Annotated in this window: 25 protein-coding genes; 13 read left to right on the forward strand and 12 right to left on the reverse strand. The window is 56.5% G+C overall.

Features of this window, described 5'->3' with window-relative positions:
* Positions 1 to 4: 4 nt before the first annotated feature.
* Positions 5 to 688, forward strand: coding sequence for a phosphonate C-P lyase system protein PhnL (phnL, locus tag Q8K08_RS21030; RefSeq protein WP_305251637.1), 684 nt, complete (start codon positions 5 to 7; stop codon positions 686 to 688).
* Complete coding sequence (locus Q8K08_RS21035; protein ID WP_304802387.1) at positions 685 to 1,215, forward strand: phosphonate metabolism protein/1,5-bisphosphokinase (PRPP-forming) PhnN; 531 nt, start codon at positions 685 to 687, stop codon at positions 1,213 to 1,215. The genes phnL and Q8K08_RS21035 overlap by 4 nt, the downstream gene beginning before the upstream one ends.
* Here Q8K08_RS21035 and Q8K08_RS21040 read toward each other — a convergent pair.
* A complete protein-coding gene (locus tag Q8K08_RS21040) occupies positions 1,191 to 1,931 on the reverse strand; it encodes a DUF1045 domain-containing protein (RefSeq protein ID WP_304802385.1) in 741 nt (246 codons plus the stop codon). The genes Q8K08_RS21035 and Q8K08_RS21040 overlap by 25 nt on opposite strands.
* 41 nt (positions 1,932 to 1,972) lie before the next feature.
* Here Q8K08_RS21040 and Q8K08_RS21045 point away from each other — a divergent pair, with 41 nt between their 5' ends.
* Positions 1,973 to 3,115 carry an alpha-D-ribose 1-methylphosphonate 5-triphosphate diphosphatase gene (locus Q8K08_RS21045; RefSeq protein ID WP_305251616.1) on the forward strand — a complete coding sequence of 381 codons (1,143 nt, stop codon included), beginning with the start codon at positions 1,973 to 1,975 and terminating at the stop codon, positions 3,113 to 3,115.
* A 24-nt stretch (positions 3,116 to 3,139) separates the two neighbouring features.
* On the opposite strand, the gene Q8K08_RS21050 is transcribed toward Q8K08_RS21045, so the two are convergent.
* Positions 3,140 to 3,673 carry a nucleotide exchange factor GrpE gene (locus Q8K08_RS21050; RefSeq protein WP_304802380.1) on the reverse strand — a complete coding sequence of 178 codons (534 nt, stop codon included), beginning with the start codon at positions 3,671 to 3,673 and terminating at the stop codon, positions 3,140 to 3,142.
* 32 nt (positions 3,674 to 3,705) lie between these two features.
* Positions 3,706 to 4,776, reverse strand: a complete 1,071-nt coding sequence (gene hrcA, locus Q8K08_RS21055) for a heat-inducible transcriptional repressor HrcA (protein WP_304802378.1) — start codon at positions 4,774 to 4,776, stop codon at positions 3,706 to 3,708.
* 112 nt (positions 4,777 to 4,888) lie between these two features.
* Here hrcA and rph point away from each other — a divergent pair, with 112 nt between their 5' ends.
* From rph to hemW, 3 genes are read left to right on the forward strand one after another with little or no spacing between them, the layout of a single operon-like run.
* Entirely contained in the window at positions 4,889 to 5,605 is a 717-nt protein-coding gene (gene rph / locus Q8K08_RS21060) for a ribonuclease PH (protein WP_304802376.1), read from the forward strand.
* Positions 5,606 to 5,607: 2 nt separating this feature from the next.
* The gene (gene rdgB, locus Q8K08_RS21065) at positions 5,608 to 6,216 is read left to right on the forward strand and encodes an RdgB/HAM1 family non-canonical purine NTP pyrophosphatase (protein ID WP_304802374.1); all 609 of its coding nucleotides are present in this window, start codon (positions 5,608 to 5,610) and stop codon (positions 6,214 to 6,216) included.
* 53 nt (positions 6,217 to 6,269) lie between these two features.
* A complete protein-coding gene (gene hemW, locus Q8K08_RS21070; protein WP_305251617.1) occupies positions 6,270 to 7,430 on the forward strand; it encodes a radical SAM family heme chaperone HemW in 1,161 nt (386 codons plus the stop codon).
* A 10-nt stretch (positions 7,431 to 7,440) separates the two neighbouring features.
* On the opposite strand, the gene Q8K08_RS21075 is transcribed toward hemW, so the two are convergent.
* The 7 genes from Q8K08_RS21075 to Q8K08_RS21105 all read right to left on the reverse strand — a co-directional run bounded on the left by Q8K08_RS21075 (position 7,441) and on the right by Q8K08_RS21105 (position 14,823).
* Entirely contained in the window at positions 7,441 to 8,355 is a 915-nt protein-coding gene (locus Q8K08_RS21075; RefSeq protein WP_305251618.1) for a ParB/RepB/Spo0J family partition protein, read from the reverse strand.
* A complete protein-coding gene (locus Q8K08_RS21080) occupies positions 8,356 to 9,183 on the reverse strand; it encodes a ParA family protein (protein WP_304801063.1) in 828 nt (275 codons plus the stop codon).
* On the reverse strand, positions 9,176 to 9,799 hold the full coding sequence (rsmG, locus tag Q8K08_RS21085) for a 16S rRNA (guanine(527)-N(7))-methyltransferase RsmG (protein ID WP_304801065.1): 624 nt from the start codon (positions 9,797 to 9,799) through the stop codon (positions 9,176 to 9,178). Before rsmG ends, Q8K08_RS21080 begins: the two co-directional genes overlap by 8 nt.
* Positions 9,799 to 11,673, reverse strand: a complete 1,875-nt coding sequence (gene mnmG / locus Q8K08_RS21090; protein ID WP_305251619.1) for a tRNA uridine-5-carboxymethylaminomethyl(34) synthesis enzyme MnmG — start codon at positions 11,671 to 11,673, stop codon at positions 9,799 to 9,801. Before mnmG ends, rsmG begins: the two co-directional genes overlap by 1 nt.
* Positions 11,674 to 11,675: 2 nt before the next feature.
* Entirely contained in the window at positions 11,676 to 12,956 is a 1,281-nt protein-coding gene (gene mnmE / locus Q8K08_RS21095) for a tRNA uridine-5-carboxymethylaminomethyl(34) synthesis GTPase MnmE (protein ID WP_304801070.1), read from the reverse strand.
* Positions 12,957 to 12,980: 24 nt separating this feature from the next.
* Positions 12,981 to 14,252: a transcription termination factor Rho gene (rho, locus tag Q8K08_RS21100; RefSeq protein WP_304801073.1), complete on the reverse strand. Its 1,272-nt coding sequence runs from the start codon at positions 14,250 to 14,252 to the stop codon at positions 12,981 to 12,983.
* A gap of 121 nt (positions 14,253 to 14,373) precedes the next feature.
* Positions 14,374 to 14,823: a CopD family protein gene (locus Q8K08_RS21105; protein ID WP_304801075.1), complete on the reverse strand. Its 450-nt coding sequence runs from the start codon at positions 14,821 to 14,823 to the stop codon at positions 14,374 to 14,376.
* A gap of 413 nt (positions 14,824 to 15,236) precedes the next feature.
* Here Q8K08_RS21105 and Q8K08_RS21110 point away from each other — a divergent pair, with 413 nt between their 5' ends.
* Genes Q8K08_RS21110 through dnaQ form a run of 4 tightly spaced genes read left to right on the forward strand, consistent with a single transcriptional unit; the run spans position 15,237 to position 17,947 of the window.
* On the forward strand, positions 15,237 to 15,830 hold the full coding sequence (locus Q8K08_RS21110) for a nucleoside triphosphate pyrophosphatase (protein WP_304801078.1): 594 nt from the start codon (positions 15,237 to 15,239) through the stop codon (positions 15,828 to 15,830).
* On the forward strand, positions 15,827 to 16,666 hold the full coding sequence (locus Q8K08_RS21115) for a shikimate dehydrogenase (protein WP_305251620.1): 840 nt from the start codon (positions 15,827 to 15,829) through the stop codon (positions 16,664 to 16,666). Before Q8K08_RS21110 ends, Q8K08_RS21115 begins: the two co-directional genes overlap by 4 nt.
* Complete coding sequence (gene coaE / locus Q8K08_RS21120) at positions 16,663 to 17,253, forward strand: dephospho-CoA kinase (RefSeq protein WP_304801083.1); 591 nt, start codon at positions 16,663 to 16,665, stop codon at positions 17,251 to 17,253. The genes Q8K08_RS21115 and coaE overlap by 4 nt, the downstream gene beginning before the upstream one ends.
* A complete protein-coding gene (gene dnaQ / locus Q8K08_RS21125; RefSeq protein WP_305251621.1) occupies positions 17,246 to 17,947 on the forward strand; it encodes a DNA polymerase III subunit epsilon in 702 nt (233 codons plus the stop codon). The genes coaE and dnaQ overlap by 8 nt, the downstream gene beginning before the upstream one ends.
* A gap of 52 nt (positions 17,948 to 17,999) precedes the next feature.
* Here the strand turns inward: dnaQ and secB are convergent, their stop codons facing one another.
* Positions 18,000 to 18,503, reverse strand: a complete 504-nt coding sequence (secB, locus tag Q8K08_RS21130; protein ID WP_305251622.1) for a protein-export chaperone SecB — start codon at positions 18,501 to 18,503, stop codon at positions 18,000 to 18,002.
* A gap of 60 nt (positions 18,504 to 18,563) precedes the next feature.
* Positions 18,564 to 19,040, reverse strand: coding sequence for an FxsA family protein (locus Q8K08_RS21135; RefSeq protein WP_304799358.1), 477 nt, complete (start codon positions 19,038 to 19,040; stop codon positions 18,564 to 18,566).
* A 139-nt stretch (positions 19,041 to 19,179) separates the two neighbouring features.
* On the opposite strand from Q8K08_RS21135, the gene Q8K08_RS21140 reads away from it, so the two are divergent.
* Genes Q8K08_RS21140 through Q8K08_RS21150 form a run of 3 tightly spaced genes read left to right on the forward strand, consistent with a single transcriptional unit; the run spans position 19,180 to position 21,485 of the window.
* Complete coding sequence (locus Q8K08_RS21140) at positions 19,180 to 19,839, forward strand: Tim44/TimA family putative adaptor protein (RefSeq protein ID WP_304799360.1); 660 nt, start codon at positions 19,180 to 19,182, stop codon at positions 19,837 to 19,839.
* Between the two features lie 59 nt (positions 19,840 to 19,898).
* Positions 19,899 to 20,879: a murein transglycosylase A gene (locus tag Q8K08_RS21145; RefSeq protein ID WP_305251623.1), complete on the forward strand. Its 981-nt coding sequence runs from the start codon at positions 19,899 to 19,901 to the stop codon at positions 20,877 to 20,879.
* A 3-nt stretch (positions 20,880 to 20,882) separates the two neighbouring features.
* Positions 20,883 to 21,485, forward strand: a complete 603-nt coding sequence (locus Q8K08_RS21150) for a Smr/MutS family protein (protein ID WP_304799364.1) — start codon at positions 20,883 to 20,885, stop codon at positions 21,483 to 21,485.
* Positions 21,486 to 21,490: the final 5 nt, after the last annotated feature.

Here is a 21,490-nt window from a genome sequence, read left to right on the forward strand (position 1 = left end):
AGCGATGATCGAAATTTCCGACCTGTCCAAGGCATTCATCCTGCACAATCAGGGCGGGGCAGTAATACCGGTGATGGCAGGGGCGGCGTTGCAGGTGGCGGCAGGCGAATGCGTTGGCCTGACCGGGCAATCGGGCGCCGGCAAATCAACGCTGATGCGGATGGTGTATGGCAATTACCTGACGGCCGGGGGCCGGCTGCTGGTGGCCGGAACGGATGTGGCGCAGGCCGCGCCACGTGACATCATCGCCCTGCGACGGAATACTCTGGGCTATGTCAGCCAGTTTCTGCGGGTGGTGCCACGTGTGCCGACAGTGGATGTGGTCGCCGAACCACTGCTGCGGTTGGGTATGCACCCCACAAAGGCGAGGGCGAGGGCTGAAGATCTGCTGTCGCGACTGAATATCCCAACCCGGCTTTGGCCCTTGTCGCCCACCACATTTTCGGGCGGTGAGCAACAACGCGTTAACATTGCGCGCGGCTTTGCCCACACCTTTCCGGTTCTGCTACTGGATGAGCCGACAGCCAGCCTCGACGCCGCAAACCGCGACGTGGTGCTGACCCTGATCGAGGAAGCCAAGGCGCGGGGCGCGGCGATCCTTGGGATTTTTCACGACGAAGGCGCGCGGGCGCGGGTCTGTGACCGCTTGGTGGATGTGACCGGGTTTACGCCGGGCCTTGCCGCATGATCTTTGCCGTTGTTGGCCCATCGGGCGCTGGAAAGGACACGCTGATCGCAGGTGCCTGTGCCTTGTATCCTGAGCTTCAGCTGGTGCGCCGGGTGATCACACGGCCTGCAGATGCAGGTGGAGAAGATTTCGAAGGCGTGACCGAGGCGCAGTTTCTGCGGCGTCGCGCAATGGGTGAATTCGCACTGGACTGGCAGGCACATGGGCTTTGGTATGGTATACCAAAACAACACCTAACAGCAAACGGGCCAATCTTGTTCAACGGCTCTCGCGCTGCACTTATGGCCGCGATGGCGCTTATGCCGGATCTGGTGGTTATTCTTGTCACAGCCCCGGCCGAGGTTCTGGCCATGCGATTGGCTGCGCGGGGGCGTGAATGCGTGGAAGACGTGCGCGCAAGACTGGAGCGGGCCGGGTTTGCGCTGCCTGACGGGATTGTCCCACGGATTGTGGTGAATGACAGCAGCCCGGACATAGGTGTTGCCCGCTTTCTTGCTGCGCTCTACCCGCCTAATGGGAAACGGTGAAGCAGATGAAAGAGGCCCTGCGCATCCTCACCAAACAGGCAGAGATCATCGACGCGAAAGGGGCTTGGCAGCACCGGCGCAAGATATGCGGACAACGCAGCCGCTGTGTTTTCGGCATGCTGGGGCGCAAGGCGGTTGGTGAGTGTCAGATGAAAATGGAACTCATCCATCACATGCGGGTAGCCCCATTCATCAAGCAACGCGCGCTGATGGTCCGAGAGCGACTCGGGGCGACGCCGCGACCGCTCTTCCGGGCTGAGCGGCGCGCGCAGGGGGTTGGTTGCACGCACAACCTTTGCCGCGAGGTGGTTCAGGTCGGCCAGATCACCAGATGGGATGAGGGCAAGAAAGCCGTGGAGGTTTTCAACGCGCAGCCCATCACAGACCGCTGGCGAAAGCCCCGTCGAGAGAGCGCGAACCGTGTGGACAACAGCATCGGGCGACAGCGAGGGCGCAAGCCGGAATGGCGCGCGGATTGTTCCATGAAAGCCATATTTGCGCGGCTCGGCGGTCAATTCAGACAAGGGCGCGTGCAGGCCGGGAAGGGCCGGCTGTGGCACGGACAGGCCCGATACGCTGTCCCAACCCAAAAGCGCGGCCGTTGCATCGGCAAACGCTCCGGGGCGCGGCGCGAAATAGACGGCGAAACGATTCATCTGATCCATGGCGACGGCATAAGGTGGAATTGTCACACAAGCGTGACGCTTCCGTGTCATTGCACCCCTTGCCCCACGGATCGCAAGACAGGACTTGAAACATGACGGATGTAATCCTTGAAAATGCCATGCTGGTGTTGCCTGACGGGGTGCGCAGAGGCTCTGTTCGCATGAAAGAGGGCGTGATTGTTGATATCAGCGACAGCCCCAGCCGCGTGGCAGGCGTGGTGGATTGTGAAGGCGATCTGGTGATGCCGGGGCTGATCGAGTTGCACACAGACAATCTGGAGCGCCATATCGAACCTCGGCCAAAGGTAAACTGGCCCCATCAGGCGGCGATCATTGCACATGATGCAGAACTGGCAAGCGTTGGGATTACGACAGTGTTTGACGCCCTGCGGGTCGGGTCGGTGACATCAAACGCAAAGGCGAACTACGGCGAATATGCCCGCGCGCTGGCCGATGAGATTCTGGACCTGAGGAGCCGCGGCGCGCTTCGGATCAGCCACTTTCTGCACCTGAGGGCTGAAGTGTGTTCGGAAACGTTGGTCAGCGAAATGGCAAAGTTCGGGCCGGAAGACCGGATCGGCATCGTCAGCTTGATGGACCATACACCGGGAGAACGGCAGTTCCGGGATGTTTCGAAATTGAGGGACTATGTTTGCGGCAAACACGGTCTGACAGACGAAGGTTTTGATGACCACGTTGCCAGCCAGCGTGCGCTGCGCGACAGGCTGGGCGCGCTGCATGAGGCAACGGCCGTGGCAGAATCTCGGCGCTATGGCGCAACTTTGGCCAGCCATGACGATACGACAACATCGCAGGTGGCGGCGTCGGCTAGTCATGGCGTAACCTTTGCCGAGTTTCCCACGACTGTAGAGGCGGCAAAGGCCTGTGTGCAGCACGGCATCAAGGTGATGATGGGTGCGCCGAACCTGATCCGGGGCGGCTCTCATTCGGGTAATGTGGCGGCAAGCACATTGGCAGAGGCCGATCTGCTGGATATCGTCTCTTCGGATTATGTGCCGTCGTCTCTGCTGTCTGCGGCTTTGCTGCTGGGGGATCTGTGGGGCGACATTGCGCGCGGCGTGCAGACCGTGACACGCGCCCCCGCTCTGGCGACCGGCCTGACGGACCGCGGACAACTCGCCGTGGGCGCGCGGGCCGATGTGCTTCGGGTCAAGCGGATTTCCGGAGCAGCTGCTGTGCACGGAACTTGGGTCATGGGGAACAGGGTGGCCTGAGACGGCCACCCCGATCCGCTAGGATCAGGACGCAGGCATGGATGACACGCCGACCTGTGCCGGACGCAACAGGCGATCATGCAGCATGAACCCGTCTGTCATCACCTGAATGATATGGCCAGCCTTTGTGCCGGGAACCGGGGCTTCGAACATGGCCTGATGCAGCTGCGGGTCAAACGTATCGCCCGGCGCTGGGGAAATTGGCGTCATGCCGTGTTTGGTCATGACATTTGTCAGTTCCCGCAGTGTCAGCTCCACCCCCTCGATCAGCGCAGAGGCTTGTGTGCGGGTTTCATCTGTTGCCGCCTCAAGCGCGCGATTCAGGTTGTCGAACACTGGCAGCAAATCGCGGGCCAGACGGGTGCTGCCATATTGCTCGGCTTCACGACGATCACGATCGGCGCGCTTGCGTGCGTTCTCAGCATCTGCAAGAGCACGCATGAAGCGATCACGAAGTTCGTCGCGCTCTGCGCGCAAAGCGTCCAGCTCTTCGGCTTCGATGAATTCCTCGATCTCGTCGATCTCAATGTTCTCGGGGCTCGGATTTTCCTGCGCCATCTTTTGTCTTCCTTGCTCTTACGTTCGGGCGATCATCCCTTGCCGCGATCGGACACCAGGCGCCCGAGAAGCTGCGCCGTGTAATCGACGATTGGAACGATACGTCCGTAGTTGAGACGCGTCGGACCAATGACGCCAACGGCACCGATGATCTTACGATCAGCGTTCATATAGGGAGAGACCACCAGAGAGGAACCCGAAAGTGAGAAAAGCTTGTTCTCTGAACCGATAAAAATGCGCACACCGTCGCCCGCCTCGGTCAATTCAAGGAAGTCTGAGATGTCACGCTTGCGTTCCAGATCGTCAAAGAGGCTGCGGATGCGGTCAATCTCTTGCCCTTCGGTCGCGCCTTCCAGCAGATTGGCACGGCCCCGGACGATCAACCTCTCTCCCTGTTCACCGCCATTTTCCCAGATCGCAAGCCCGCTCTCGACCAGTTCGCGAGCAAGCACGTCAATTTCCTGCCGATGCCTGGCGATATCCTGGGTCATTGTCCGACGCAGGTCAGACAGCGTGCGTCCCCCGGCAAGAGCATTCAGAAAGTTTGCGGCCTCTCGCATAGAGGACGGAGTCTGACCGGCGGGCGGCGTGAACAGGCGGTTCTCGACATGCCCATCGGCAAAAACCAGAACCACAAGCGCGCGATCAGGAGACAGGCTGACAAACTCGATATGTTTGATTGGGGCTTCATGCTTTGGCGAAAGAACAAGGCTGGCACCGCGTGTAATGCCTGACAGGGTGGAGCCAACCTGATCCAGCAAGGTGGCCACATCGCGATCTGAATCGCCAAGGGTTGCGTCGATCCGCTCCTGGTCTTCTTTTGCGACAGTTCCGACTTCGAGCAGGCCGTCAACAAACATCCGCAAGCCACGCTGTGTTGGGATGCGCCCCGCAGAAACATGGGGGCTGTCGAGCAGGCCGAGAAACTCCAGATCCTGCATTACGTTGCGGATCGTGGCGGCAGACACCTTTTCTGTCATGGTGCGCGACAGACTGCGGGAGCCCATCGGCTCGCCCGAGGTCAGATACCCCTCAACCACACGCCGGAACACTTCCCGAGAGCGGTCATTCATCTCTGCGAGTAAATTTGCGCCGTCGCTCATTTGAGACTCCCTTTGGATCGCCAGAGTATTCCGATCAGCGCAATGGTCAATCGGGGTTGCATCAGACCCATCGGGACGCATATCTGGCTCCTATTCATGGAAAGGAACAAAGATGCGCCCCTCTGGACGGCAACTGGACCAAATGCGGTCGATTTCAATTGAAACCGGTGTAATGCGACACGCGGAAGGATCGTGCCTGATTAAAATGGGCGACACCCATGTATTGTGCTCTGCAACAATCGAAGACAAGGCGCCACCGTTTCTGAAGAACACCGGGCTGGGCTGGGTTACCGCCGAGTACGGAATGTTGCCGCGCGCCACAAACAGCCGGATGCGCCGAGAGGCGGCTGCTGGGAAGCAAAGTGGAAGAACACAAGAAATTCAAAGGCTTATCGGAAGATCTCTGCGCGCTGGCGTGGATCGCAGCGCGCTGGGCGAGCGGCAGATTGTTGTCGATTGTGACGTACTTCAAGCCGACGGAGGGACACGTTGCGCCTCTATCACTGGCGGCTGGGTCGCCCTGCGCTTGGCTGTAAACCGGCTTTTGACCGCTGGCACAATTACTAGTGATCCGATTATCGATCATGTTGCTGCCATCTCGTGCGGGATTTATGCCGGGCAGCCCCTGCTTGATCTGGATTACCCTGAAGATTCTGCGGCGGGAACCGATGGCAACTTTGTGATGACGGGACGGGGTCGATTGATCGAAGTGCAGATGTCTGCGGAAGGTGCCTCGTTCTCTCGCGATGAGATGGGGCAGCTTCTGGATTTGGCAGAAGCAGGTTCACGCCTATTGGTTTCTGCACAAAGTCAGGCACTGGGATCGTGAGAATGGCGAATATTATCGGGCCAAAATTGGTGATCGCGACGCACAACAAGGGTAAGCTTCAGGAAATGCTCTCCCTCCTGCAGCCCTACGGAGTTGAGGCAATCTCAGCGGCTGATTTTGGCCTGCCAGAGCCAGAAGAAACTGAGAGCACCTTTGTTGGAAATGCGCGCATCAAAGCGCATGCGGCGTCAAAGGCAACTGGGCTGCCCGCGCTGGCGGATGACTCGGGTATCTGTGTTGATGCTCTGGAGGGGGCGCCTGGGGTTTATACAGCAGATTGGGCGGAGACTGAAAAAGGTCGCGACTTTTCCTTGGCAATGACCCGAACCTGGAATGCGTGCGACGCGATTGGCGCGCCACTTCCCCGTCACGCCCAGTTTTGCTGTACGTTGGTCCTCGCTTGGCCGGATGGTCGCGACTTTGTTTTTGAGGGCACCGTTTCAGGAACTTTGGTCTGGCCGATGCGCGGAGAGCAAGGCCACGGCTACGACCCGATGTTTCAACCCGTGGGGTTTGGAACCACGTTTGCCGAAATGTCAGGTGACCAAAAGGGAAAAGTCAGCCATAGGGCAGAGGCCTTTCGAAAGCTGATTGCGCATTGTTTCACGTGAAACAAACTGTGGGATCAACGGCAGCAGAATATGGTGATTTGGGAGTATGATCGGTGCACAGATGGCAGACCGCCGGCTTTGGCCTTTATGTTCACTGGCCCTTTTGCCAATCAAAATGTCCCTACTGCGACTTCAACAGTCACGTTTCATCGCAAATTGACCACGATGAATGGAGAGTCGCGTATCTTGCACAGTTACGCCGGTTCGCCGAGGAAACTCCAGGCCGAGTCCTACAGAGTATCTTTTTTGGTGGCGGCACTCCTTCTCTGATGCGCGCGCGCACTGTGGCGGCGATCATTGACGAGGCAACACAACTTTGGACCCCGGCAAATGACATAGAGATTACGCTGGAGGCCAATCCAACGTCTGTGGAGATTGGTGGCTTCAAAGATTTTCGGGCCGCTGGCGTCAACCGCGTCTCTGTTGGAGTTCAAGCCCTAAACAATGCTGACCTTCGACGACTTGGTCGAATGCATGATGCGCAAGAAGCGCGGGCCGCAATTGATATTTCGCAAAAGGTTTTTGACAGAACAAGCTTTGATCTGATCTACGCAAGACAAGATCAAAGCCTCGTGGCGTGGGAAGCAGAGCTTTCAGAAGCGCTGAAGCTCGCGGGTGACCATCTCTCACTTTATCAGCTTACAATTGAGCCCGGAACCGTCTTTGGCGCCCGCCACGCTCTCGGACTGTTGCGGGGCCTGCCGGAAGAAGATGCTGCCGCTGACATGTATGAGCTGACCCAAGACGTCTGTATCGCACACGGAAGACCACAGTACGAGATTTCAAATCATGCTCCCCTTGGCGGAGAGTCGCGCCACAACATGATATATTGGCGCTGCGGAGACTATATCGGCATAGGACCGGGGGCGCATGGGAGGCTAACAGATGCAGAGGGACGGCGGGTTTCTACTGTCCAACCGTCTGCGCCAAATCTCTGGCTCGCAGCAAGTCACCCAACCTCTGATGGGAAGCATGATCGTGAGGACTTATCGCGCGACGCACAGGCGACAGAGTTTGTTCTTATGGGCCTGCGGCTGGTGTCAGGCGTATGCCTTAAGGAATATCAAAGCATTGCGGGCGCACCCCTTCCTTTGGAGAGAATTGAGCGACTGCGCACGCAAGGTGTCGTCGACATTTCTGATGGCCGCCTGCGGACAACGCTAAAAGGGCGACTTGTGCTCAATTGGGTGCTGAACAGATTGCTACAGGAGTAGGCGCGACTTCCTATGGGGTGAAGTCGCGCGGCACAACGGATAAAACCTGACAAAGCATGTCCAGTTGTTCCAGGGTTTTATATCGCAGGCGCAGGCTACCCCCCTCGCCCGAGGCATCATGATCGATGCTGACGGACATACCTAAGTTTGCTGCCAAGTCCGATTCGATCGCACGAGTATCCGCATCTTTTTCCGATCTGTCAGACCTCTTTGCTCCCTTCGATGGGCTCGTCGTTACGCTTTTTGCAAGTTTCTCTGTCTCGCGAACAGAAAGACCAGCTCCGACCACCTTCTGAGCCAAAGCCAGAGGATCGGGAGAGCCAATCATCGCCCGCGCGTGGCCAGCGGTCAGTTTACCAGATCGTATCATGGTAAGAACACCGTCAGGCAGGCTCAAAAGGCGCATGGTGTTGGCGACGTGAGACCGACTTTTGGACAACGCTTCGGCAAGCTTCTCTTGCGTATGCCCAAAGTTGTCCATCAGCTGCCTGAAGCCCAAAGCCTCTTCCACCGCATTAAGATCCGCTCTCTGAATGTTCTCAATGATAGCAATTTCAAGAACTTCGTCATCAGAAAAATCACGGATGACGACTGGAACCCGGTGCAACCGAGCCATCTGAGCGGCGCGCCATCTCCGCTCACCCGCTACAATCTGATAATTTCCATCTTTCTCGTTCAGTCTAACGACCAGCGGCTGGATAATACCCTTGGCCCGAATAGATGCTGCAAGCTCCTCAAGAAGAGCAGGATCAAAATCACGCCTTGGCTGATTGGGGTTTGGAAAAACCTGCTCAATCGGTAGAAAGGACTCTGGCTGACTGCGGGGGCCGTCTTGAGGTTCAATATCACCCCTAACAAGGTTAACGTCCGCCATCAGCGCGGATAGACCGCGACCCAGCCCTTTTCTTTCCTGTTTCTTTTCCATTTATACCTTTTCCTTACTGGCCACTCGACCATTTGATCTGCGTGCAATAACTTCAAGCGACAAGCGCCGGTAAGCTTCAGCGCCCTTTGACGTCGGATCATATTGCAAGACAGGCAATGCAAACGAAGGCGCCTCAGAAACCCTAACGTTGCGTGGAATTGTCGTTGAGAAAACCATGTCACCAAGATTGGCGCGCGCATCTGCCTCTACCTGTTGAGACAGCCGGTTTCTGCTGTCAGTCATCGTTACCAAAACACCCTCAATTCTTAAGCGTGGATTAGCGGATTTACGAATATCTCGGATCGTCAGCATGAGCTGCGACAAACCCTCAAGTGCAAAAAACTCGCTCTGCAACGGAATGAGAACTGATTCGGCGGCTACAAGAGCGTTGACGGTCAGCAGCGACAATGATGGTGGACAATCCACCAGCACAAAGTCAAATTCCGCCGCCAGAAAGCTTGCTTCATGCATTGCATCAGACATCAGAAAGGACCGCTTTTCGCTGGCCACGAGATCAATATCAGCAGAAGCAAGGTCCGCATTTGCCGGACACAGGGATATTCCAGGGACCGTCGTTTTCTGGATCAGATCAATCAACAAGGCCTGCTCTAAGAGCAATTCATAACTGGTTTTCGATCGTGCCTCTGGAGGGACTCCTAGGCCGGTCGAAGCGTTTCCCTGCGGGTCCATGTCGATCACAAGGACGCGGTAGCCAAATTCAGCCAAGCCTGCAGCCAGATTGATCGTTGTTGTGGTCTTTCCAACGCCACCCTTTTGATTCGCCACAGCAATAATGTGGGGAGAGCCCCGACGCTCTGGTTCAGGCATGACGAATATTCCTCATTTCCAGGACAGCCGCCGCTGAATCTGTTTTGCTGGGATGTACGGTTAAATCAAAGCGCCAATGCTGGCGCGCGCTGATAACTTCGTCATGATATCTGGCTCCCTTTGGAAAAAGCGCAACGCCGCTGGAGTCAAGATGAAGGCTTGCAAACTTGCAGAGGTTTGGAAGCGAGGTGAGCGCTCTCGCAGAAAGGACGCTGGCAGATATGGCTGGCAGATCTTCTATTCTTGAATTGAATACAGTGACATTCAATCCAAGTTGCCGTGCAGCCTCGCGAAGAAACGTGCATTTACGCCCGTCAGACTCAACAAGCTGGACGTGAAATCTATCCCCATCTTCTTGCGCCAACAGGGCCACCACCAGTCCCGGAAAGCCGCCGCCACTCCCCAAATCACACCAAACACCTTGGTTTGGCCCTGAAAGTCTGAATATCTGAATTGAATCAAGGATGTGGCGCTGCTGAATATGGGGAATCGTACCGGCGGAAACCAGATTAATAACAGGATTCCACTTTTTCACCAAAGCCTCAAGCAACAACAAACGACCCAGTGTTTCACGTGAAACAATTGCGTTCAGATCCTTTTCCGTCGCGCCGGACATCAGACGGCCTTTCGCGTTAGATCCGCCTTCCGAATATTCGCCAAAATCAACGCCATGGCAGCGGGCGTGATTCCTTCGATTTGAGCGGCGTCAGCAAGCGACGCCGGCCTGCGGCTTGATAGCTTTAGTCTTAACTCACCCGACAGTCCCGGCATATCAATGAAAGAAATTGATGCCGGGATCAGAGTTTGCTCTTGCAGCTTCAATTGAGTGATTTGGTCGTGCTGGCGGTCAAGATAACGACCGTACTGCGCGTCGCGCAAAACTTGTTCGCGGATTGGCGCCTCGACAGCCTTCAACCCTGGAAGCAACTGCTCTTGGGCATCAAGTGTCATCGGATATGCGCCCAACACTTCGAGCCCATTTCTACGTGAACCGTCCAAGCTGACATGGATGCCATGCTCAACTAAATCTCGCGGGGTAAAAACCACCTGTGACAAGTAAGACTTTGCGCGCTCCAACTCTTCAAGTTTACTATGGAATGCTACACTTCTTGTCTGCGATATAATGCCGATATGACATCCCATCTCTGTCAATCTCTGATCGGCGTTATCTGCACGCAAAGACAGACGGTATTCAGCACGAGACGTAAACATCCTGTAGGGCTCTGAGACACCCCTCGACCGAAGGTCATCAACAAGCACGCCAATGTAACTGTCGGACCTTGAGAAGGCCACCAATGACGCTCCAAGCGAGAGGCGCGCCGCATTCAAGCCTGCGACGAGGCCCTGGGCAGCGGCTTCTTCATACCCCGTTGTACCATTGATCTGACCCGCAAAGAACAACCCTTGAAGGCGATCAAGCTCAAGTGATGCAGACAGCGAACGAGGATCGAAATAGTCATATTCAATCGCGTAAGCAGGCTGAAGAATTGTTGCGTTCTCTAGACCCTCTATGGAGGCAACATATGCCTTCTGCACTTCGATTGGAAGCGATGAAGATATACCGTTTGGGTAAACGGTATGGTCATCCAGCCCCTCTGGCTCCAAGAAAATCTGATGGCTGTCCTTATCAGAAAAGCGTGTAATCTTATCCTCAATTGATGGGCAGTATCTGGGGCCAACGCCCTCGATATTGCCGCTATACAGCGCTGATTTCGAAAGGTTGCGTCGTATTATGTCGTGGGTAAGCTCATTTGTGCGCGTGACCCCACAGGATACCTGACGGACAAATGGTCGAGCGTTCAAAAATGAGAACATTGTTGGAACATCATCGCCACCTTGCTTCTCAAGGCTTGACCAATCAACTGTCCGACCATCAAGCCGAGGGGGTGTGCCCGTCTTAAGCCGACCGCGATTCAATCCCAAATCATTCAAACGCTGACCAAGCCGCGTTGATGCCGCGTCGCCCATCCGACCGCCTTGATGCTGTTTATCCCCAATGTGGATCACACCGTTTAAAAATGTGCCAGCAGTCAACACGACAGCATGAGCACTGACCTCCTGTCCGTCGGCCATAACAACGCCGTCAACGCGAGAGTTTCGAAGAAGCAGATCTACGACCTCGCCTTCAATCAGAGTTAAGTTCTGCAACTTGACAAGCTCTGCTTGCACAAACGCGCGATACAATGACCTGTCCGTTTGGGCTCTGGGGCCTTGGACGGCGGGGCCCTTTCGCCTGTTCAGCAGCCTGAATTGAATCCCTGCAGCATCTGCCGCACGGCCCATCAGGCCATCCAAAGCATCAATCTCCCGGACAAGGTGACCCTTTCCAAGACCCCCAATCGCAGGATTGCATGACATTGCTCCAATTGACTTCAGGCTTTGGGTAATCAGCGCGACACTTGCCCCCGCACGGGACGCGGCAGAGGCTGCCTCTGTGCCAGCATGGCCTCCACCTATCACTATGACATCAAAATGTTTCACGTGAAACAATCCTATTTCCCAATACAGAAACTGCTGAATATCTCATCTAACAGCATCTCGACCCCAATTTTACCGACAAGCAAATCCAACGCATGGCAGGCAGATCGAATATCAGCCGCTACCAGCTCCAAAGACGGATCTTCAGTATATAGACAACGCTGGGCAGATACCATGGATTCGCTAGCGGCCAACAACGCTGTTCGCTGTCTGTCTCGGATCAGAAGCCCCGAGCCCGAAACCTTGCCCTCGAGCTTTGCACGAATATCTTCCAAAAGTCGATCCAGACCAAAACCGGTATGACTTGATATCGAATTTGGTCCAGGAACAATATCGGCCTTCCCCCATACAATAATATCAGCACCACCGCCTGACTCTGCGCTGTCTCCGGGCTCAAGCAAAGCAATCCGTAGATCTGCAAGCTGCGCACGCTCTTTCGCAATCTCGACGCCAATCCTTTCAATCTCGTCTGTCGCATCGCGCAGTCCAGCCGTATCAAGCAAAGTAACGGGCAATCCCCCGATATCCATCCGAACCTCGATGATATCACGCGTCGTCCCGGCGACAGCCGATGTGATTGCGGCTTGGCGACCCACTAACACATTCAAAAGACTAGATTTTCCAACATTAGGGGCGCCAATAATCGCAACCTCAAAGCCCGCACGAATCCGCTCTGACGCATGGCTGCCAGCGACTTCTGCCAAAAAGGCAGAACATAGCCGGTCTACAATCTCACTGACCTCTGGGATAACGTTGACCGGAATATCCTCATCCGCAAAGTCAATCGTGGCCTCTATCAAGGCTGCCGCACGGATCAATTCCTTCCGCCACTCTGCCGCCCGCGCCCCGATCGCACCCGATAAAACGCGCTGCGCTTGCCTCCGCTGGGCCTCGGTCTCTGCATCTATCAGATCCGCAAGCGCCTCAACCTGCGTCAGGTCCAGCATCCCGTTTTCAAGCGCCCTTCGAGTGAATTCGCCCGCCTCGGCCATCCGCAGGCCGGAAAGCCCCCCCAAGGAAGCTAAGACCGCTGCGACAACCGCTTCACTGCCGTGTATCTGAAACTCAACGCTGGTCTCACCAGTGAAACTGGCGCCCGCTTCGAAAAACAGGACAAGCGCAGTATCCAACAACTCGCCGCCAACAACCAGATCACGCAAAGTTGCACGTCTTGGCGTTAGTCCAACCACACCGAAGGACGCAGCGGAGTCCAATGCCAACGGCCCGGAAACACGCACAACAGCAATGCCTGCCTTGCCGCGTGCCGTGGCCAGCGCAAAGATCGTATCCGTCATGATAAACTCTCTAGGGTTAAGAGCTTAGGTGTTCATTGATTCGAAGAACTCAGCGTTCGACTTGGTCTGCTTAAGCTTCGAAATCAAGAACTCGATTGCATCTGTGGTGCCCATCGGGTTTAGAATCCGACGCAGAACGTAGGTCTTCTGAAGATCGATCTTCTCGATCAAAAGATCCTCCTTCCGCGTCCCGGATTTCAGAATATCAATCGCCGGGAACACACGCTTGTCAGCAACCTTACGATCAAGCACGATCTCACTGTTACCTGTTCCTTTGAATTCCTCAAAGATCACTTCATCCATCCGGCTGCCTGTATCGATCAACGCCGTGGCGATGATGGTCAGCGACCCGCCTTCCTCGATGTTCCGCGCCGCTCCAAAGAACCGCTTTGGCCGTTGCAAGGCGTTTGCGTCCACGCCGCCCGTCAACACTTTGCCCGATGACGGAACAACCGTGTTAAAGGCGCGGCCCAAACGTGTAATCGAATCAAGAAGAATCACCACATCGCGCTTGTGTTCCACAAGGCGCTTTGCCTTCTCAATCACCATCTCCGCCACGGCGACGTGGCGGGTTGCCGGCTCATCAAAGGTTGACGAAACAACTTCGCCCCGCACACTGCGCTGCATGTCGGTGACTTCCTCGGGGCGTTCATCGATCAAAAGAACGATCAGGTAGCATTCCGGATGATTTGTCGCCACCGAATGAGCGATGTTCTGCAACAGAACGGTTTTACCCGTCCGCGGCGGCGCAACGATCAAAGCCCGCTGTCCCTTGCCGATTGGACAGACCAGGTCAATGATCCGCGCTGACCGATCCTTCACCGTCGGATCGTCAACCTCCATCTTCAACCGCTCATCCGGGTACAACGGCGTTAGGTTGTCGAAATGAACCTTGTGCTTTGCACGCTCCGGATCATCAAAGTTGATCTTTGTCGCCTTGATCAGGCTGAAATACTTCTCGTTTTCACGCGGCGCCTGAATGACCCCTTCTATGGAATCACCAGTCCGAAGGCTGAACTGCCGGATCATATCCGGGCTAACATAAATATCATCCGGTCCAGACAAGTAGTTGGCTGACGGGCTGCGAAGGAAGCCAAACCCGTCCTGCAGCACCTCAAGAACACCGTCTCCCCCGATCTCAAACCCTTCCTCCGCATGTTCCTTCAAAATCTGGAACATCATCTCGCCCTTACGCATGCTGGGCGCGTTCTCAATTTCCCATTCTTCAGCCATCGCCAGCAAATCGGCTGGGGTCTTGGCCTTCAGATCGGCAAGGTTCAAACGTTCTACGGTCATGGAATAGTCCTTTGGCTACCTGTCTGATCAACAAGCAGCGCCACAGTGTCAGGGGGAAAAACAAAGACCGGACGGTCCCGTTACGCGTCGGTTAAGGCCAGACGCAGAAAAAGTCAACAAATCAGAATTTCACAATCACCGAGAACACGATCAAAAGCAGCAAGACAGTCGGAACTTCGTTCATCATCCGATATCGCCGCCCGCTCAGCACGTTCAATCCAAGGGAAAAATCCTTGCGCCGCCCGGCCAGCCACATGTGAAACCAGGTCATCATCAGAACGGACCCAGCCTTCACCCAAGGCCAGACCATCGACCAATCCACCACACCGGGCGTTGCAACCAACAACAACCCAAACACCCAGGTAGAAATCATCGCAGGGTTCATGATGGCCCGCAGCAAGCGTCGCTCCATTGTCTGAAACAACTGATCCGTTTTGGTAGCCGCCTCAACAACTTCTACGTGATACACAAATAGTCGCGGCAAATAGAACAAGCCTGCCATCCACGCGATGACTGACACCACATGCAGAGACTTCGTCCAAAGATACCAGTCAGCCAGAAAATCAGTCATCGCATCCTCTTCGTTCTCTTCTTCTTTATTAAAAGAAATATAGGAAAGGAATGTAGTTGTAGGGCCTGTGGAAAACAGAATTGTCGATCTTTTCCCTTGGTCTGTCCACAGCGCGGGCATCTTGTATAAGCCTATGGAAAACTCGGTAACTCTGTGGATAATTTGTCATAAGTATATAAATATCAGTAGTTTAATATCTTAAGACTCCCAGCAGAACTATACAGGTTTTCGCTGATCCACCAAAAATACCAACTGTTCAGAAGGCCAAGGCGTCGCTATGCACAGCGGGATATCTTCCGTGGGCAGCTTGACAAAACAGTCCCCATCATCACCCTTCACCTTTGCCAAGAAGATGCGCACATTTGGCACAGCAAGAACAAAGCAAGCATATCCACAGAGCTGTCCCACCCAAAATGAAGCTGATCCTTGCCTCCACCTCTCAGATCAGACAGCAAATGCTGACCGCGGCAGGCGTACCGTTCACCGCACATGCTGCACGTGTTGATGAGGACACCATCCGCCGGGCGCTGCAAGCCGAACATGCCCGTCCGCGCGATATCGCTGACACGCTTGCTGAAATGAAGGCCCGCAAGATTGCCGAGCGTAGCCCAGAAGCCATGGTGCTGGGCTGCGATCAAGTCCTCGACATTCAGGGAGACGTACTCGCAAAGCCCGAAACACCGGATGAGGCCCGCGCCCAACTGCGCCGTCTCAGAGGTCAGACCCACAAACTCTGGTCTGCGGCCGTGATCTATCATGATGCCAAGCCAGTCTGGCGGTTCATGGGTGAGGCCCGGCTTACGATGCGCCCCCTGTCGGACGCGTATCTTGATGACTACGTCACCCGCAACTGGGACAGTATCCGCCACAGTGTCGGTGCTTACAAGCTTGAGGAGCAAGGCTCCCGGCTGTTTTCCGCGGTCGATGGGGATTACTTCACCGTGCTCGGTCTTCCTCTTTTACCGGTTTTGGGCTATCTGGGGGACAGAGGCATCATCCCGACATGACAGATCATCCGCGTATCCCCCTTGCCGGCGTTATCGGTCACCCGATCGCGCATAGCCGTTCTCCGGCGCTGCACGGATATTGGCTGAAGCGCTACGGCATCCGTGGCCATTACATCCCGCTGGATATCGCACCGGCCGATCTGGCCCATATGCTGCAGGCCTTGCCGCGGATGGGCTTTGTCGGGGTAAACATTACGATCCCGCACAAGGAGGCCATTCTTCAGATTGCGGATGTCATCACTGACCGCGCGGCGCTGATCGGGGCTGCCAACACCCTGATATTCCGAAAGGATGGCCGGATTCAGGCCGACAACACCGACGGCTCTGGCTTTATCGCCAACCTGCGCCAGAACGCGCCGCATTGGGTTCCGTCCAGCGGTCCCGCCGTGGTCTTTGGTGCCGGGGGCGCTGCGCGTGCAGTGGTTGCCGCGCTGATAGAAGTGGGCGTTCCCGAAATTCGAATCGCCAACCGCACCCGCCGACGGGCCGAGGCGCTTCGGTCTGATTTCGGTGCGAAACTCGTGGTCAGTGAATGGGTGCAGGCCGCGAATATGCTCGATGGCGCGACCACGGTTGTAAACACAACCTCGCTGGGCATGACCGGCAAATCTGATTTCCGGGTTCCGCTCGACGGGTTGCGGTCAGATGCTGTCGTGACTGACCTGGTCTACACTCCGCTGATGACTCAGTTTCTGATCGAGGCACAGGCCATGGGCTGCACCGTGGTTGATGGTTTGGGCATGTTGCTGCATCAGGCCGCCCCCGGCTTTGAGCGCTGGTTCGGCACCAGGCCCGAGGTGGACGACGCAACCCGCCGCGCTGTGCTGTTGGCATGACGTTTCTTCGGCTGGGCCTGACCGGCTCTATCGGCATGGGTAAATCCACCACGGCGGCCCTGTTCGCCGCAGAGGACATCCCGGTATGGGACGCCGACGCCGCAGTGCATCGCCTTTACGCACCGGGGGGGCTGGCCGTTGGTGTGGTCGCCGATCTGTGCCCGGTGGCGCTTGACCATGGAAGCATTGACCGCACGATTTTACGCGAGTGGATCAAATCTGATCCCTCCGCCCTCCCCCGGCTAGAGGCTGTGGTGCACCCGTTTGTGGCAGCAGACCGCGCAGCGTTTTCAGATCAACAGGCAGACGGCATTGTTGTGTTCGACATTCCGTTGCTGTTCGAAAAAGGCACCGAGGCAGAAATGGATGCCACCCTGTTGGTGACGGCACCGCCCGCGATTCAACGTCAGCGGGTCCTGTCGCGCCCCGGCATGACAGCAGAACAGTTCGCGCTGATCCTCTCGCGCCAGATGCCCGATGCGGAAAAGCGCGCCCGCGCCACACATATTGTCGAAACCCTGTCCATCGACCAGACGCGCTCCTATGTTCAGGCGCTGATTGCCCATCTGCGGAGTGGCTATGCGTGAAATCGTTCTTGATACCGAAACCACCGGCTTTGAGCCGTCCGAAGGTCACCGGATCGTCGAAATCGGCGCGGTAGAGCTGTTCAACCACCTGCCGACAGGCAAAACCTATCACCAATATATCAACCCTGAACGCTCCATGCCCAAAGAAGCGTTCGAAGTTCACGGTCTGGGTGATGATTTCTTAAGGGATAAGCCTTTGTTTACTGCGGTCGGGCAAGCCTTTCTCGATTTTGTTGCCGATGCGCAGATGGTCATCCATAACGCGGCCTTTGATATGAAGTTTCTGAATTTCGAATTGCAGCGCGCTGGCCTTCCGACCCTGCCTAACAGCCGGGCCACAGACACGCTTCAAATCGCACGCCAAAAGTATCCCGGGTCGCCTGCTTCGCTTGACGCGCTGTGTCGACGCTTTGGTGTGGACAATTCGGCGCGTGAAAAACACGGCGCTTTGCTCGACTCTGAAATTCTGGCCGAGGTTTATCTGGAACTGATCGGCGGACGACAGCCGGATCTGGTTTTGTCTGCGGCGTCAGACAAGACCAGACAGGCCGACGCGTCTGATGCTGTTGCCAACTGGCGTCCGCGTCCGCGCCCGACTGCCCTTCCCACGCGGGTGACAGAGGAAGAGGCGGCTGCGCATGCCAGCTTTGTGGCCAAACTGGGCGATGCGGCAATCTGGCTAAAGCGCCAGTAAACGCAAAAGGCCGGCCCAAATGGGCCGGCCCAACGGCTCAGAGGTCTGAACCCTAGTTCGGCTGACCTTCTTGCGCAGGCGTTTGCGCGCGGCGGGCCAATTCCTGACGATACAGCGCCAGATAGTCCACCGTGTCGATGTTCAGTGGCGGGAAGCCACCGTCACGGGTTACATCACTGACGATGCGGCGGATGAACGGGAACAAAAGGCGCGGGCATTCGATCAGCAGGAACGGATGCATCTGCTCGTCCGGGACGCCCTCGATGTGGAAAACGCCGCCGTAGTCGACCTCCAGCAAGAACAGGGTCTCATTGTTGGCGCGGTTCTTGGATGTCACCCGAAACTTCTGAATCACCTCGTACTGGTGATCCTGTGGGCGCTTGCGCGCATCCAGACTGACTGCAACCTGAATGTCAGGCTGCACTTCTCCGCCGTTCAAACCCTTCTGAGCGACAGCGTTTTCAAAAGACATGTCACGGATGAATTGGGCCAGCACTTGCATCTTGATCTGCGGCTGGGCCTGTGGCTGGGCATCAGCGCCATTTTCCTCGGCCATACTGTTTCGTCTCCCTGAGAAACTGTTCGGGTGCGTTCCTAGCAGGTCACAGAAGCGTTCTCAATGCCGGGTCCAGCCAGAGGGGCGGTTTGGTGGCGGGTTTTCTTCCACCTCGAAATACTCGCCGTCAATCACTGTTGGTCCACCGCTTGTGTTGCGCCCCTCACGTGTGTCTGCGCCAAAGGTCTGGACCTGAACCCGTGACCCGACAAAGGCGATCACCGCCTCGCGCAGCTTTGGCACCATCAGAAGAAATCCGATCGTGTCGGTGAAAAACCCCGGCGTCAGCAGCAGCAGCCCAGCCAGAACAATCAGTGCACCATGGGCAAGCGGTGACAGCGGATTCTTCAGCTGGCCCATATCGCCGCGTAATTCGGCCAGAACCTTAAGCCCCTGCCACCGCATCAGGATCGTTCCGACAATACCGGTCAGCATCACCAGTGCCAGCGTGGGCCACAACGTCAGCCAGCCCCCAACTGTGATGAAAAGAGCAATTTCGACGAGCGGAACAATCAAGAACAGTGCGAAAAGCCACATCTTGGCCTCCTTCATCGATAATTGCGGGCGGAGTGGCGGTAGACACCGCCCGTTGCCAGCCCTACATAAGATCCGATGGTCAAAGTTACCAACCCCCAATACAAGCCGTGCCTATCGCGGCGTCTGATCGAGGTTATGAATGAACTCTTCCCTGATCCAGCTTCTTGTCCTCGCCGGGATCGCAGTTTTCCTGATCCTGAAGCTGCGTTCGGTTCTGGGAACGCGCGACGGTTTTGAAAAGCCGCCCGTTCCTTTGGATGACGTGCGCCCGAAAGTGAGGCGCGACTTTGAGGTGATCGAAGGCGGCCCTGATCAGGATATCACTGACCATGTTGCTGACGGATCTGATGCCGCCAAGGCGCTTGCAGCGATGAAAGTGGCCGAGCCGAGCTTTTCGGTGAACACCTTTCTTCAGGGTGCGCGCGGCGCTTATGAGATGATCCTCATGTCATTCGAGCGTGGCGAGCTGGATCCGATCCGGCCATTTCTGGATGACGAGATCGAAGCAGCCTTCGCTCAGGCCATCAACGCGCGTGAGGCCGAAGGGCTGACAATCGAAGCAACCTTTGTCGGTCTGCGCGAATTGGCGCTGCACAATGCCACCTTTAACCGTGACACCAAGCGCGCAGAAATTTCGGTACGCTATGTTGGCGAACTCACCTCTGTTATCCGAAACAAGGCTGGCGAAGTGGTTGAAGGCAACACCAGAGAAATCAAGCGCCAGCGCGACGTCTGGACCTTTGCGCGCGTGATGGGTGCCTCTGATCCAAACTGGCAACTTGTCGCCACGGGCGACTAAGGTTTCGCGTGGGGTGGGTCGGGAATGCTCTTAACGCTATGTTGGTTGGCGCGGCGCTGATGTCCGCGCCCGCCGCCCCTGCACAAGTCCTTGATTTTGAAGATCTTGACGGCTGGGCGCAGGATGATCATCGCGCAGCGTTTGTCGTTTTCCGCAGCACCTGCAGCCTTCTTCGTGACCCGCTTTGGTCGCCGATTTGCAGGCTGGCCAGCGCTACGGGTGACAGCCGGGTTGAGGCGCGTCAGTTCTTTGAGCTTCTGTTCCGCCCAGTCATCGTCGGATCGCCACCTGCCTTGTTCACCGGCTATTATGAACCGGAACTTAGTGGATCACTGACCCGCACCCCACGCTTTACCTATCCACTTTACCGCAAGCCGTCGGAAATGACCGAAGGGCAGCAGTATCACTCGCGTGAGATGATCGAGTCTGGCGCGTTGCGCGGGAGGGGGCTGGAGCTGGTCTGGCTGGATGACCCGGTAGAGGTTTATTTTCTTCAAGTTCAAGGCTCTGGCCGCATTCGCCTGCCAGATGGCCGGGTGATGCGAGTGGCTTATGGTGGCAAGAATGGCCACCCATACCGCTCTATCGGGCAGGAACTTATCCGCCGGGGCGCTTCTATGGCCGATGTTTCCGCGCAGGATATCAAAGCGTGGGTCCGGTCCAACCCCGGCCCCGGCAGGGCGCTGCTGAATACAAATCCGTCTTTCGTGTTTTTTCGAAAGCTTGATAATCTTCCCGCAGAAAGCGGTCCGATTGGCGCAATGGGGCGACCGATCACGGGTATGCGTTCGGTTGCGATTGACCCTGCGCATGTCCCTCTTGGCGCGCCCGTCTGGATCGAGAAAGAGGGCCGCCAACCCCTGCGGCGATTGATGATTGCCCAGGATACCGGCGGTGCGATCAAGGGCGCGCAGCGGGCGGATATCTTTTATGGAACCGGCCTTGCCGCGGGTGAGGAAGCCGGACGGATCAAAGACGGTGGCCGATTGATCCAGCTTTTACCCATCGACCGCGCCTATGCGCTTTTGTCCGACGGATGATCGATGGCACGGCGTCGCACCCTTCGTCCGGATGAAGTAGACCTATGGCATGCGGTGGCCCGCACGGCCCGTGCGATGCATTCCAACGGCACAAAGATTCTTCACGGCAGCGCTGAGGCCCCTAAAAGGCAAACCACACCTCCCTCAAAGCATGATGCGGCAACACCGCTGCCGAAATTTCGGCTTGGCGAACGGGCGAAATCGGCCATGAGTCAGCACGTGGCCCCCAGCCTTCCTGCAAGTCTGACAGGTGCGGCGTTGCAGATGGATGCGAAAGCCTTTGGTCGGATGACGCGCGGCAAGCTGGTGCCAGAGGCGCGCATAGATTTGCATGGCCTGACCTTGGCCGAGGCCCACCCTGATCTCACACGGTTTATCCTGAATGCGCATGGGCAGGGATTGCGGCTGGTTTTGGTGATCACAGGCAAAGGCAAGGCAAAGCCCGACCATGGCCCGATCCCATCGCGCATTGGCGTTCTGCGCCATCATGTGCCGCAATGGCTGCGCCTGCCGCCCCTTGGGCCTCTTGTGCTTCAGGTCACTGAATCCCATGTGCGCCATGGTGGCACGGGGGCTTATTATGTCTATCTGCGCCGGGGTAGATGACGCCA

It is taken from the genome of Pseudotabrizicola sp. (assembly GCF_030684215.1).
Taxonomy (GTDB): Bacteria; Pseudomonadota; Alphaproteobacteria; order Rhodobacterales; family Rhodobacteraceae; genus Pseudotabrizicola.

Excerpts from the sequence above, each read along its gene's own strand:
- mnmE (WP_304801070.1), bottom strand. The coding sequence starts at position 12,956 with ATGACGGATACGATCTTTGCGCTGGCCACGGCACGCGGCAAGGCAGGC.
- rsmG (WP_304801065.1), bottom strand. The coding sequence starts at position 9,799 with ATGTCCGGCGCGACGGAAAAGGATCTGAACGCAATTGTTTCACGTGAA.
- Q8K08_RS21040 (WP_304802385.1), bottom strand. The coding sequence starts at position 1,931 with ATGACACGGAAGCGTCACGCTTGTGTGACAATTCCACCTTATGCCGTC.
- Q8K08_RS21080 (WP_304801063.1), bottom strand. The coding sequence starts at position 9,183 with ATGCCTGAACCAGAGCGTCGGGGCTCTCCCCACATTATTGCTGTGGCG.
- Q8K08_RS21105 (WP_304801075.1), bottom strand. The coding sequence starts at position 14,823 with ATGACTGATTTTCTGGCTGACTGGTATCTTTGGACGAAGTCTCTGCAT.
- Q8K08_RS21150 (WP_304799364.1), top strand. The coding sequence starts at position 20,883 with ATGGCACGGCGTCGCACCCTTCGTCCGGATGAAGTAGACCTATGGCAT.
- rdgB (WP_304802374.1), top strand. The coding sequence starts at position 5,608 with ATGGCGAATATTATCGGGCCAAAATTGGTGATCGCGACGCACAACAAG.
- Q8K08_RS21075 (WP_305251618.1), bottom strand. The coding sequence starts at position 8,355 with ATGGAAAAGAAACAGGAAAGAAAAGGGCTGGGTCGCGGTCTATCCGCG.
- Q8K08_RS21135 (WP_304799358.1), bottom strand. The coding sequence starts at position 19,040 with ATGTGGCTTTTCGCACTGTTCTTGATTGTTCCGCTCGTCGAAATTGCT.
- Q8K08_RS21050 (WP_304802380.1), bottom strand. The coding sequence starts at position 3,673 with ATGGCGCAGGAAAATCCGAGCCCCGAGAACATTGAGATCGACGAGATC.
- hrcA (WP_304802378.1), bottom strand. The coding sequence starts at position 4,776 with ATGAGCGACGGCGCAAATTTACTCGCAGAGATGAATGACCGCTCTCGG.
- Q8K08_RS21045 (WP_305251616.1), top strand. The coding sequence starts at position 1,973 with ATGACGGATGTAATCCTTGAAAATGCCATGCTGGTGTTGCCTGACGGG.
- Q8K08_RS21035 (WP_304802387.1), top strand. The coding sequence starts at position 685 with ATGATCTTTGCCGTTGTTGGCCCATCGGGCGCTGGAAAGGACACGCTG.
- secB (WP_305251622.1), bottom strand. The coding sequence starts at position 18,503 with ATGGCCGAGGAAAATGGCGCTGATGCCCAGCCACAGGCCCAGCCGCAG.
- Q8K08_RS21110 (WP_304801078.1), top strand. The coding sequence starts at position 15,237 with ATGAAGCTGATCCTTGCCTCCACCTCTCAGATCAGACAGCAAATGCTG.
- coaE (WP_304801083.1), top strand. The coding sequence starts at position 16,663 with ATGACGTTTCTTCGGCTGGGCCTGACCGGCTCTATCGGCATGGGTAAA.
- Q8K08_RS21115 (WP_305251620.1), top strand. The coding sequence starts at position 15,827 with ATGACAGATCATCCGCGTATCCCCCTTGCCGGCGTTATCGGTCACCCG.
- rph (WP_304802376.1), top strand. The coding sequence starts at position 4,889 with ATGCGCCCCTCTGGACGGCAACTGGACCAAATGCGGTCGATTTCAATT.
- Q8K08_RS21140 (WP_304799360.1), top strand. The coding sequence starts at position 19,180 with ATGAACTCTTCCCTGATCCAGCTTCTTGTCCTCGCCGGGATCGCAGTT.
- phnL (WP_305251637.1), top strand. The coding sequence starts at position 5 with ATGATCGAAATTTCCGACCTGTCCAAGGCATTCATCCTGCACAATCAG.
- dnaQ (WP_305251621.1), top strand. The coding sequence starts at position 17,246 with ATGCGTGAAATCGTTCTTGATACCGAAACCACCGGCTTTGAGCCGTCC.
- rho (WP_304801073.1), bottom strand. The coding sequence starts at position 14,252 with ATGACCGTAGAACGTTTGAACCTTGCCGATCTGAAGGCCAAGACCCCA.
- Q8K08_RS21145 (WP_305251623.1), top strand. The coding sequence starts at position 19,899 with ATGTCCGCGCCCGCCGCCCCTGCACAAGTCCTTGATTTTGAAGATCTT.